12 protein-coding genes are annotated in these 12,370 nt (G+C 42.0%); 10 read left to right on the top strand and 2 right to left on the bottom strand.

Annotated elements, in window-relative coordinates:
* Nucleotides 1-26 precede the first annotated feature (26 nt).
* Nucleotides 27-1,157 carry a GNAT family N-acetyltransferase gene (locus PODO_RS31890; RefSeq protein WP_080742484.1) on the top strand — a complete coding sequence of 377 codons (1,131 nt, stop codon included), beginning with the start codon at nt 27-29 and terminating at the stop codon, nt 1,155-1,157.
* A gap of 101 nt (nt 1,158-1,258) precedes the next feature.
* On the opposite strand, the gene PODO_RS13295 is transcribed toward PODO_RS31890, so the two are convergent.
* Complete coding sequence (locus PODO_RS13295) at nt 1,259-3,562, bottom strand: MMPL family transporter (protein WP_038570643.1); 2,304 nt, start codon at nt 3,560-3,562, stop codon at nt 1,259-1,261.
* A gap of 47 nt (nt 3,563-3,609) precedes the next feature.
* Nucleotides 3,610-4,230 (bottom strand): TetR/AcrR family transcriptional regulator, encoded by a 621-nt coding sequence (locus PODO_RS13300; protein WP_036686703.1) that lies wholly within the window; start codon nt 4,228-4,230, stop codon nt 3,610-3,612.
* 296 nt (nt 4,231-4,526) lie between these two features.
* Here PODO_RS13300 and mraY point away from each other — a divergent pair, with 296 nt between their 5' ends.
* From mraY to pdxR, 9 genes are all read left to right on the top strand, one after another.
* Entirely contained in the window at nt 4,527-5,480 is a 954-nt protein-coding gene (gene mraY, locus PODO_RS13305; RefSeq protein WP_038570646.1) for a phospho-N-acetylmuramoyl-pentapeptide-transferase, read from the top strand.
* Between the two features lie 106 nt (nt 5,481-5,586).
* Nucleotides 5,587-5,898, top strand: a complete 312-nt coding sequence (locus PODO_RS13310; protein WP_051491476.1) for an ArsR/SmtB family transcription factor — start codon at nt 5,587-5,589, stop codon at nt 5,896-5,898.
* An 81-nt stretch (nt 5,899-5,979) separates the two neighbouring features.
* Nucleotides 5,980-7,149, top strand: a complete 1,170-nt coding sequence (locus PODO_RS13315) for an MFS transporter (RefSeq protein ID WP_036686708.1) — start codon at nt 5,980-5,982, stop codon at nt 7,147-7,149.
* 152 nt (nt 7,150-7,301) lie between these two features.
* Nucleotides 7,302-7,922: a thermonuclease family protein gene (locus tag PODO_RS13320; RefSeq protein WP_052097003.1), complete on the top strand. Its 621-nt coding sequence runs from the start codon at nt 7,302-7,304 to the stop codon at nt 7,920-7,922.
* A gap of 67 nt (nt 7,923-7,989) precedes the next feature.
* Nucleotides 7,990-8,433, top strand: coding sequence for an NUDIX hydrolase (locus tag PODO_RS13325; RefSeq protein ID WP_038574424.1), 444 nt, complete (start codon nt 7,990-7,992; stop codon nt 8,431-8,433).
* Nucleotides 8,434-8,536: 103 nt separating this feature from the next.
* Nucleotides 8,537-9,640 (top strand): PRK06851 family protein, encoded by a 1,104-nt coding sequence (locus PODO_RS13330; protein WP_036686710.1) that lies wholly within the window; start codon nt 8,537-8,539, stop codon nt 9,638-9,640.
* Between the two features lie 148 nt (nt 9,641-9,788).
* The gene (locus tag PODO_RS13335) at nt 9,789-10,505 is read left to right on the top strand and encodes an AzlC family ABC transporter permease (RefSeq protein ID WP_038570649.1); all 717 of its coding nucleotides are present in this window, start codon (nt 9,789-9,791) and stop codon (nt 10,503-10,505) included.
* Nucleotides 10,502-10,813, top strand: coding sequence for an AzlD domain-containing protein (locus PODO_RS13340; protein ID WP_038570653.1), 312 nt, complete (start codon nt 10,502-10,504; stop codon nt 10,811-10,813). The genes PODO_RS13335 and PODO_RS13340 overlap by 4 nt, the downstream gene beginning before the upstream one ends.
* A gap of 31 nt (nt 10,814-10,844) precedes the next feature.
* Nucleotides 10,845-12,344, top strand: coding sequence for a MocR-like pyridoxine biosynthesis transcription factor PdxR (pdxR, locus tag PODO_RS13345; RefSeq protein WP_038570656.1), 1,500 nt, complete (start codon nt 10,845-10,847; stop codon nt 12,342-12,344).
* Nucleotides 12,345-12,370 lie beyond the last annotated feature (26 nt).

Raw genomic sequence — 12,370 nt, forward strand, 5'->3', positions numbered from 1 at the left:
ATTTTGAAAACAAAGGGGGATGCGAAATGGAACTTTACGTGGAAAAGCTGAATGCTGATGCTGCTAGGGATATTTTAAGCTGGCAATATGATCCACCCTATGATTTTTACAATAATGAAACAACTCCTGAAGCTATAAGTGAAATGCTAGAGGAAGCATTTTTTTCTGTACTTGATGCAAATAAACAATTGATCGGATTCTTCTGTGTAGGAAGTCCGGCACAGGTTCCAAATGATAAATATACATATTCTCAGGATTTTATAGATGTGGGTTTAGGAATGAAGCCAGAGTTAACCGGACAGGGGAATGGGACTCTATTTTTCACAACAGTCCTTAACTATATTAATGAGAGATTCGAGGAAAAACCAAAGCGGCTGACAGTGGCGAAGTTCAACGATAGAGCGATACGCTTGTATGAAAAACTAGGATTTAGCCGGGAAGCTGAAATCGTTAAAGGAACTACAGAATTTATTATTATGATTTGTAATGAAAATGATAATCTTACTCCCATGTATGAGCGGGCAAAACCCGGCGAAATAATTACTTTTGGCTCTTATCCGCAAATGGCGGACGGAGCAGAAAAAATGCCGATAAAGTGGCGGGTGCTGCAAAATTCAGGTAGAGAGCTGTTCATTTTAAGCGAGTACATTTTGGACTGCAGGCGGTATCACAGTGAATATGTTGATGTTACATGGCATGACTCCGATTTGCGAAAGTGGTTGAACGATGATTTTTATAATGCCGCTTTTAATGACTCCGAGCACAGGCTCATCAAGACTACACAATGCACAGATAACGGAGAGGGAAGTATAAACACGGAAGATAAGATTTTTCTGCTCAGTGTTTCGGAGGCGAATGAATTGACCTTTAAACTTGGTGAAGATACTTTACGTGCGAAGCGTAGGGCGATAGGAACGGGATTCTCCAAAGTGAAAAAGAACGATGGATGTAAATTGTATGTGTATGATAAAAAAGTCAAAGCTGATTATATCCTTGAGAAGGATGAAGAGTTTGGCTGCTCATGGTGGTGGCTGAGAACTCAACCTGCGATTTCTTCACGTGCGTATTTTGTAGGTACCCGTAGCAGTATTCGCAGTTACGGACATGTAAACTTAGCTTGTTACGGTGTGCGCCCCGCTATAATCCTTAATTATTAAGCTCTTTCTCCAACATCGTTTCATGGGAAGCGAATCTTACCACAGAAACAAAACAGCCTGAACCCCTAGGAATACATGGCTCAGGCTGTTTATTATTGTTTCTATTTCATGGAATTAGATTTGTCTTTAGCATTGAGTGTAGCAATCAGTTTCTCGCCTTCGACATCCAGGTTTGGCAGAATACGGTCGAGCCATTTTGGAAGTGCCCAAGCTTTGTTGCCGAAAATAGACATTACAGCAGGAACTAATCCCATTCGAATAATGAAAGCATCGATTAAGATCCCTACGGCCAGTGTAAAGCCGATTTGTTTAATCATGACATCATCCGTAAAAATAAACCCTGCAAAAACGGAGATCATAATTATAGCAGCGCCTACTACGACACGACTCACCTGGTTGTATCCATGAACAACGGACTCTGATCCCTCATGACCATGAACGTACGATTCACGCATGGAACTGACAAGGAAAACCTGATAGTCCATCGCGAGCCCATATAGGATACCCGTAACGATGATTGGCATAAAGCTTAGCAATGGGCCACCGGTGTCGAAACCGAAGAGAGTATGGAGCCAGCCCCATTGGAACACGGCTGTGGTGATCCCGAAGGTAGCGAGAATGCTAAGCAGAAAACCGATCGTAGCTTTGATAGGAACGATAATCGAACGAAATACCAACAGAAGAATAATGAGCGATAGGAGAATGATGATTCCTACATAAATGGGAAATACATCTGCCAGTTTGGCCGACATATCGATGTTAACAGCGGTAAAGCCGGTAACCCCGAGTTTAACATCATTACTTTGAGCGATACTAGATTCCGTAGCCCGTAAATCATTCACCAGATTTTTGGTTGTTATATCGCTAGGACCCGTTTCTGGAATCAGACTGAAGATAGCTAAATCCTTAGTCATGCCCAGAGGAGTGACCTGCGCGACATTCTTTTGAGCTTGGAGCTCTTTTACAAGATTTCCTAGGAGTTCCGGGGTGACTGGAGTGGAAGAATTCTTTGGTTCTGCAACCAGAATAAGCGGTCCGTTAAATCCCTCTCCAAAACCCTCGGATATAGCATCATAACTTTGTCTTGCTACCGTGTCCAAATTCGCTGAGGCAGCTCCGGGAATGCCCATTTCCATTTTCGCTATGGGGGTTGCTGCTACGCCAAGTACCAGGACGATGGCAACAATAGTGACCCAACGATACTTGATGATAAATTTAACCCATCTATCAGCTATACCGCGGTTACCCGTTTTATGATGATCCTTGTTTTTCTTGCGAGCTTTAGGCGAACAGATGCGTTCACCCACCAATCCGAGCAATGCCGGCAATAGGGTTAAGGCAACAAATACGTTGATGAGGACGGTAGCTGCTGCTACTAACGCCATCGTAGATAAGAAAGTAAGCCCGATTACAAGCATACCGCAGAGAGCGATAATAACCGTCAAACCGGCGAAAAATACGGCGCTGCCGGATGTGCCAATTGCTCTAGCCGCAGCTTCTTGTGCGCTTAATCCTTGATCAATAATCATCCGGCGTTGGCGATTTACAATGAAAAGAGCATAATCGATTCCGACGGCTAATCCAATCATAAGCGCCAAGACGGAAGTGACACTAGGCATTTCAATGAATTTGGAAATAGAAAATGCTCCACCCACACCGATGCCGACTCCAAGCAGTGCAGTTATAAGGGGCAGCCCTGCTGCAACGACAGAGCCAAGCGTCACCAGCAAAACAATTGCAGCAATGACAAGTCCGACAATCTCAGCTGATCCTACACCGATAGATACTGATTTGAGTGTCTCACCCGGCAGTACAGTAATGTTGGTATCTTTCTCGACATTCATGACGGTATCAATTACAGAATCAAAAATATCTTGAGAGATAGCTGATTGCTCAATGGTAAACTGGAATTGGAACAATGCAATTCTACCGTCTGCGGAAAGAATAACACCAGGCACCGGAACACCATCTGCCATCAGAGGACCATAGGAAGGGGGTGCTGTGGCTGTTGCAGACTGATCCATACTGGCAGCCTGAGTTGCTTCAGTAGTTGAACTACTTGCTTCCGCTGCATAATCCGCAGGATTAATCACTTCGTTTATACCGTAAACCTCATTAATACCCTTAGTGATCGCTGCCAAACGTTCTGGCGTATCCAATCGCTCGCTTTGAGGTGCTTTGAACACGACACTTCCTTGTCCACCAGATGCAGCCGGAAGTTCTGTTGCTAATTGATCCAAAATCTTTTGCGATTCCGTGCCTTCAATCTTCATTTCCGAACTGATATGAATACCATTCATGCTGATCATAGAGATGACAATTCCTAAAATTAAAATCCAACCTAAAATGAAGTACCCAGGTTTACGATAAGCGGTTTTTCCCACTCTGTATAATAATGTTGACATGTATCTATTTTACACTCCCTCGATGATGAAAACTGATTGTTAGCCTATTAGAATCCGTTGCGTAAATATCCGTAAATAGTTTCCAAAAATTGATCGAACGTAAGAGTTTCAGGACTTGGATCGTCGCTCGTCGTTTGTCCCGGAAGCAGCACATTAAGTTTTCCGTCAATTAAGGGAAGTACAGTTCCGTAAACCGAATTTATAAGCAGATAAGTATAAACCTCGTCATACTTACCATTTGACAAGTGCAACAATGTTTTTTGTGCTCCAGTTTGCGTAAGGTGTATTGCTCTTAAATAATGGGGCTCGAGGGCTGGGAATTTTCGGGAAAGTAATGAAAGCTCACGCAACCTCCCTATAAGCTCAGCTGTAAGTTGCATCTTAATTAGTTGATATAAGGTATCCAGCAGGGAGGCATTTTCAGGGATTTTGGTGAGCAATTCTTCATACTCATTCGTGTTCCGTACGGTAACTGCTCCCATCGCAACTGCCTCTTCCTTGCATGTGAAATAGTTTGCGAAAGTTCTTCTGGAGTAGCCGGCTTTTTGCACGATATCTTCAACAACAAAACCGTCCAACCCATGTTCAAGTGCAAGTTCGAATGCCGCTTCAGCTAGCGCTTTTTCAGTGGCTTCTTTTTTGAAATCTCTCAAAGTTTGTTTAATCATAACTTTATGTATACACCTCCCATACGGCTGTTTTTGTGGTGAAGATTAGGATTACTGACTATATACTAATGTAAACTTGCCCAAAGTGCAAACTTTCTCATTGGGCAAGTTTATGCTTTGGGATCTGCTTATAGAAAACTCTCAGCTGTTACACAGCAGAAAACAGGAAATAAAAATAGAATAATTTCTCTTTATCAACAGATGAAAAGAGTACATAATTACAGACGACCTCATTAACTCTAGAAATATTTTGTGAGTATTATAAATGATCTTTTCCAAAGAGGGGAGTTCGTTGTATGTATGGAATTCTGGCTGTTTCCGGCCTGTCTTTTCTTCTGGTGGCGGTATTTACACCTCTATTAATCTGGACGCTGCATAGACTGAGGTTAACGCAGCCGATTCGTGCCGAGCTTCCAGCAGATCATCAGGCCAAACGGGGTACACCACTAATGGCAGGGTTGATCCTGCTTATCGGGATAGCGATTTCGCTGCAGTTTCAACCCGGGCCTCTAATGTTACTCTTATGCGTTACGTTTTTGTTGTTTAGTTCAGTCGGATTTTTGGATGATTTCAAAAAGGCTTTTTGGCAAAATCCTTCCGGCATCAGCGGCCGCTCAAAACTAGTGCTTCAATTTCTTTTTACTGGAATTATATTATATGTGTTGTTCCATTCGTTCGGCCTGACGAGTGATATCGAGTTATTTAAAGGGCAAAATCTGCAGTTGCCTGTGTACCTTTATGTGGCCATCATTTTGCTGTTTGTGGTCGGCTCCGCGAATGCCATCAATTTTACAGATGGTCTCGATGGGCTACTGATCAATGTTGCCATACCGTCGTATTTTTTCTTTTTTATGATTTCGGACAAACCTGAAGTGCAGACATTTTCACTTGTTATGATCGGTTGTCTGCTAGGGCTTTTGCTTTACAATATTTATCCTGCAAGAGCGTTTATGGGCGATACTGGATCACTGGCGATCGGGGGCTCCCTTTCCGTTCTGGCTGTCATTGAAAAGGTTGAGCTTTTGTTTCCAATTTTGTTTTTCGTTTATTTTGCGGAGCAGTTGTCGGTCATTTTACAAGTTTGGTACTACAAACGGACGAAGCTGCGGCTATTCCGGATGGCTCCGATCCATTACCACTTTAGCTTAAAATACGGATGGAGTGAGAACAAAATCGTGATGATTTTCGGTTTCATTTCGTGGGTATCCGTACTGCTTTGCTGGTTGATTTGGAAATATTTAATTCACTAAACGAACAATTCGATACGAAACATGAATCTACATAATGTTATTGCAACAACGAGACATCGGCATCTTTTGTATTTACAAATCTATAAAAATAGATATAATGGAACACATGGAACCTTTAATGATATTCAAAGCGTTGTCTAACGAGACTCGTAGTCAAATTATGATGTGGCTAAAAACTCCCGAGGAATTTTTTGATGAAAAGCCTTATTTACAACAAGGCCTAAATTTTCAAATCGGGATTTGCGTGGGCGATATTCAAGCTAAAGCGGGGCTTGCACAGTCGGTTATTTCGAGCTATCTATTGACCATGCAAAAAGCTGGTTTGCTGGAATCTGAGCGAATTGGGAAGTGGACGTATTATCGTCGAAACGAAAAGATAATTCAAGAATTTTCCGATTATATTAAAGAGAAACTATAGGAGAGAGGAGGAAGGGCTTTTTTTTGATAATACATATCTACAAATCTAAATATGTAAATATAAACGGAGGATTATTTTAAAATGAAAAAGGTTAACCCTTTACTTATTATTATTTTGGCTTTAGGCGTATTTGGCATTATTACAACGGAAATGGGGATTATAGGTGTTCTGCCACAGGTAACTCAAAAATTTAATATATCAACTTCTCAGTCTGGATGGCTTGTAAGTATATTTGCTTTAGTTGTTGCTATTTCAGGTCCATTTCTGACCTTATTGGCTTCTGGAATTAATCGTAAAGTAATTCTATTAACTGCTGTACTTATTTTTGCAATTTCAAATATTGTTTATGCGTATACGACCATGTTTGAAGTAATGCTGATTTTTCGTATTATCCCTGCTATTTTTCATCCCGTATTTTTTTCAGTTGCACTTGTTACCGCTGCCCAACTTGTCCCTCCGGAAAAGAGCACCAAAGCAGTTACAAAGGTTTTCGCCGGAATAACGGTCGGGTTTGCTTTTGGTGTGCCTTTGACTTCTTATCTCGCGGACAAAATTTCTTTAGAAGTCGCTTTTCTCTTTGGAGCTGTCGTAAGTATAATTGCCTTTTTAGGAATACTAGCTTGGCTTCCTTCCATGCCAGTTAAAGAAAAAATGTCTTATGGTAAACAACTTGGTATTTTACGCAAACCCCTATTGTGGTTAAATATTGTGGCAGTTATTTTTATCTTTGCAGCTATGTTTTCTGTGTACAGTTACTTTGCTGAATATCTTGGGCAGGTAACACATATGAACGGGTCATGGATTAGTATCATGTTGATGGCCTTTGGGATAATCATGATTTTTGGGAATTTTTTATTTGGAAGCCTTTTGCATAAAGGCATTACAAAGACCGTTATCATGTTTCCATTGTTATATGCGGTAACTTACTTATTCGTATATTATCTAGGTTCTTATTTCCTTCCGATGGTTGTTATCATAATCATTTGGGGGGCAGTGCATTCCGGCGGACTGATTGTCAGTCAAGCATGGTTAACGACCGAAGCGAAAGAAGCTCCCGAATTCGGTAACAGCTTGTTTATCTCATTTTCTAACCTTGGAATTACTATAGGGACTGCTATCGGTGGTTGGTTTATTTCTCATGCAGGAATACATCAACTCATCTGGATCGGAATTATGTTTTCCCTGCTTGCTTTCTTATCGATCATAATCAAAATAAAGATTTCCAAATTAAACGTGGTGGAAGTAGAGTAAAGGCGAAACAGCGATAGCCAAGTATCTTTTTTCTGGTACATGGCTGTCGCTGTTTTCTATGATTAGTATTACAGTCTTGTGTTTTTAAGTTTTTTAATTTATTTTTATTAGACCCCATGAAATTACATACGTGTATAAGAAAGAGGTTATCAATGAATAAGATTTATCTATTAAAAAGCTTTCTAGCTATCACACTCTTACTTGGAACAACAACTGCCTGCAACTTAGCCGAGCAGATTACTTTAGAACCAGTTCCAACGATTACGGCCGATTCCAGTTCTGGATTAGATTCTACGCCAGACAATACAACAGAGGACAACAAACGTTTAATAGATGCAAAGGTAACACGAGTAGTCGATGGTGACACCATGAAGCTGACTATAGGCGGCAAAAAGGAAACCATTCGTTTATTGCTGGTCGATACTCCAGAGTCAGTGAATCCGAATATCCCCGAACCACAGCCATTTTCGCTAGAAGCTTCTGATTTCGCCAAAAAGATGCTTACGGATAAAGATGTACAAATTGAACTAGATGTATCGGAGCGGGACAAATATGGCCGCCTACTTTGTTACCTCTATATAGATGGGAAAATGTTCAATGAGATTCTGCTAGAGCAGGGTTATGCACGTGTAGCCTATGTATTTGCACCTAACACAAAATATGTTGATCAATTTAGAGCGATTCAGGATAAGGCGCGAGAGCGGGAAATAGGTATTTGGAGCATTGAAAATTACGCGCAAGACAAAGGTTTTCATGTGCAGAAAAAGAAATGAACTTCTATTAACGTAGGGTATTTGAGCCTATTAGAAGACAGGGGATAGTTTATTGAGCGATTATATTATGGAGTTAAGAAAGCTGGTAGGTACCAGACCGCTTATAATGGCAGGAGCCTGTGTTTTATTGTGCAGCAATCATCAATTATTATTGCAACGTAGAACGGACAACGGGTGCTGGGGTTTGCCAGGTGGTTCAATGGAGCTTGGGGAGACTTTAGAAGAGGTCGCTAAGAGGGAGCTTTTTGAGGAAACAGGCTTAACAGCCAAAGTTCTTGATTTGTTCGACATGTTCTCTGGAAAAGATCTTTATTATAAATACCCGCACGGTGATGAAGTATATAATGTTGTAGCTGCGTATCTATGCACGGACTTTGATGGGGCGCTAAAAGTAGATGGAATTGAGGTGCAAGAATTGCGTTTTTTTAGTTATGAAGAATTGCCAAGCGAGCTGTCTCCTCCAGATGTTCCCGTCATTAAGAGGTTTATGGATCGTTTTGTTTGTAACTGAACCGGCTAACGAAACCACATCTCACTCAAAGCGTCACCTTTCCCTGGGTACATTAATAAGATGAACAATGAAACATGACATCAGCCCGGAAAGGTGTGCGATTATGGACGGAACAATCCTGAATTTCTTTGCTGGCGGCAACACAGCTCACGGCTTCTCTAACCTCTATGAGTCGTCATTGCAAGATTTAACGCGTTTGTTTGTTTTAAAAGGAGGCCCCGGTACGGGGAAAACTAGAATCATTCGAGAAATCGGAGATCTTCTGGCTCAACAAGGTTATGAGATCTGGTTAATTCACGCAGCGTCAGATAATGATTCACTCGACGGAGTGGTTATTCCTGAATTAAAAGTAGGAATTATAGATGGCACGGCTCCACGGGTCATTAAGCCAGAATTGCCTGAAGAGGCCATCGTACATGTGAATTTGGAGCAGGCCGTCGATACGCTCCAGTTAAGCCAGCGTTGTGTTGAGATCGACAGCTTAGTTGATCAGTACACGGAAGAGCATGAACTCGCTTATTCAGGCTTTGCTGAAGCACTCCGCATTCATGACGAGTGGGAAGCGATTTATATTGCGACAATGAATTTCCAAGCCGCTGATGAGCTGACTCAGGAGTATATTCAACTTCTGTATGGTGATCAGAACTTCGAAAAAGTAAGCCGGGTGGATCACCGTTTTTTAGGTGCAGCTACGCCTAAGGGTGCAGTGGATTTTGTACCTAATTTAACCGCAGGACTAAAAAGATATCTTGTAAAAGGTCGCGCGGGATCCGGTAAATCTACACTTTTAAAAAAATTGGCAGCTGAAGGAATAAAACGTGGTGTCAATGTTGAGATTTACCACTGTGGTTTCGATCCGAACAGTCTTGATATGATTATCGTACGCGAGCTTGGGTTTGCTATTTTTGACAGCACAGCTCCGCATGAGTATTTCCCTGACCGTGCCACCGACGAGATTGTTGATATGTATTCACGGTGCATACAGCCAGGTACGGATGAAGCTTTTGCCGAAGCCATCGCAGGTATTAAAGAGCGATATTCCAGCACCATGAAACAATCCATTCAACATCTGACAGATGCCAAATTATTTTTGGATGAGTTAAAGACAATCTATGCCGCAGCTACAGATTTTGACCATGTAGATCAGATTAAATCCCAAATTCAACAAGAAATCAGCGGGATTGTGGAAAGTCCTCAGGAGGTTTAACCTTCATTAAAGATCGCTCTCTTAGCGGGCGGTCTTTTTTCTATGTCAAGAAATTGGTATGGTACATACGCACCCATGCGGTTATTTCCACAAGAATTGTATCCAAGTATGCTCTCTCTAGGGACAACGATAAGGGAGAGAGAAACTTATGAGTGATCAGAAAGTGATGTTTAGAAAGGGTCTTAAGGATTCTGTAGCTATTGTTGCAGGATTTATTCCTGCTTGTTTTACGTTTGGATTGGTCGGTAAGGGATTAGGCCTAGGGAGTCTGGAAGTGTTCTTATTGTCAGCGCTCGTATTTGCGGGAGCCAGCCAATTTATTGGCGTGAAAATGCTTGCTGCTGGGGCCGCCGCTCCAATGATCCTGCTGCTTACGTTGATCATTAATTTAAGATATTTGTTTATCAGCCTATCTTTTGGGGGTCAGCTTGACCGTACAATCAATCCTCTGGCCAAAGTCTGGATTGGGTTTAGTTTAACAGAAGAAGTGTACGCTGTTAGTATGATCCCCCGCAATCATTCAAAAGAAAATATAACTCTTCCATATTTGCTGGGTCTACAAATTCCTCCGTATATAGCAAATTTACTGGCAACAGCTGCGGGAATATCGCTGGCATCCTACATTCCGGCTATATACTTACCTGCTTTGAACACCTCATTATATGCCTTACTGATAGCACTAATAGTGCCACAACTAAAGGGAAGCATTCGGAATTTGGCCATATGTTTAGCAGCGGCGGGTTCTTCATGGCTCCTACATCCCGTACTTGGAAACTCCTCGATACTTGCAGCTATGTTAATTGGTATGGCAGTAGGCTCCTTATTTCCAGAGCAAGCTGAAGTAGAAAAGGAGGTATCCGTATGACTATTTTGATCATTATCGGGATGGCAATCCTTACATTTTCATTTCGTTTTGTACCTTTGCTGCTGACAAAGCATACGAATGGCTCTTCCAAAGTCCAAGCTTTGTTGGAATATTTGCCTATCGCGGTTCTTAGTGCTCTAACGGTTCCTGGGATATTTCAGGTGGACGCAGATGACAATCTTGTAGGTATCGCTTCGGGTATAGTCGCTGTTATACTGGTATTAATTAGGAAAATCCCGCTGTTACTCGTGATCTTAGGTGCTGTTTCTGCAGCAATAATTGTAAAAATCCTTACTATGAACCATTAAGAAAACCCGGATTAGAAGGGTAGGAAATCTTATGAAGCATGAATTGCTGATTACTCTCGATAAACAAAGACCCATTCCATTAAGCCGTCAAATTTATGAGCAGGTTCGTAATGCTATCCATTCAGGAGCTTTAAGTGGGGGAGATTCGCTACCTCCATCAAGAACTTTGGCCAATCAACTGGAAGTATCCAGAAGTGTAATTCTTCAATCCTACGAGCTACTTCAAGCAGAGGGTTATCTGGAGATGAGAAAAGGGGCAGGTACCTATATAGCGGGGCTGCCGGTGGAGGAGAAAGACCCCCAGGATTCTGATAACCCTTACAATTTTATAACGAAGGGTCCTGATTTCCTTACACTCAATCCTTCTTCTATTATAGAAAACGACTTGAACACAGTATTATGTAATTTTCGGCACGGTGTACCTGCATGGGACGCTTTTCCAATGGATCAGTGGCAAAAAGCATTAATGAATGCCTGTCGTCGTGCATCTCCTGATACTTTGGGTTACGGTCCGGTCGAGGGCTCTTTGGGACTACGCCAAGAGATTGCACGTTTATTACGGTCCACACGTTCGATGCCCGTGGTTCCGGAGCAAATTGTGATTACATCCGGGGCAACGCAGGCATTGGATATATTATCGAGAATTTTTGTTTCAAAAGGTGATCATGTTGTTGTTGAAGATCCATCACATAACGTTGTGCGGGAGATTTTTTCGTTCGCTGGAGCGGTGGTTACACCCATCAGAGTTGACCTAGAGGGTATCTCTGTAGATGAGCTCCAAGCAAGCTGTGATCACATCAAAGAAGGTCCTCATAAAAAACCAAAACTAGCTTATGTCACTCCTTCGCATCAGTTTCCTTTCGGGGTGACCCTGTCGATGAAACGAAGAGTGCAGTTACTGGAATGGGCCAAAGCCAATCAAGCTTTTATTATTGAAGATGATTATGACAGTGAATACAGGTACGAGGGTCCGAAGCTATCATCGCTTGCTGGACTAGATGTTGACGGTAGAGTAATTTATGTAGGCAGTTTTAGTAAAGTGTTATTTCCTTCTCTGCGCATAGGTTATGTAGTATTGCCTCCGACTCTGATTCAACCTTTTTTGGCGGTCAAATGGATAACAGATCGTATGTCTTCTGCTCTGGATCAGGAAGCGTTGGCGGAATTTATTCAGAATGGACATTATGCAAGGCATGTTACGCAGATGGGGAAACTTTATGCTGCCCGCAGGGCTTGTCTAGTAAAAAGTTTGGATGCTGAATTTGGCAGTCGTGTCCGCTATTATGGGGAAGAGGCGGGTCTTCATTTATTAATTGAGCTGGAATCTGGTGCCGATGAGCATCGTATAGCTGAATTGGCGTTACGATATGGAGTTCGGGTCTATCCTGCGTCTTCTTATTTTGTGGGCAGTAAACCTCAAGGTCCTGTCTTTCTACTTGGTTATTCTAATCTCACCGAGAATCAGATTAAGATGGGTGTGAACCGCTTGATGTTAGCTGAAACGGAAGCGGCAGTTAGTACTAGAACTTAATCGAAAGCGATAGAATATCTAATTCT

The organism is Paenibacillus odorifer (genome assembly GCF_000758725.1).
GTDB lineage: Bacteria > Bacillota > Bacilli > Paenibacillales > Paenibacillaceae > Paenibacillus_AQ > Paenibacillus_AQ odorifer.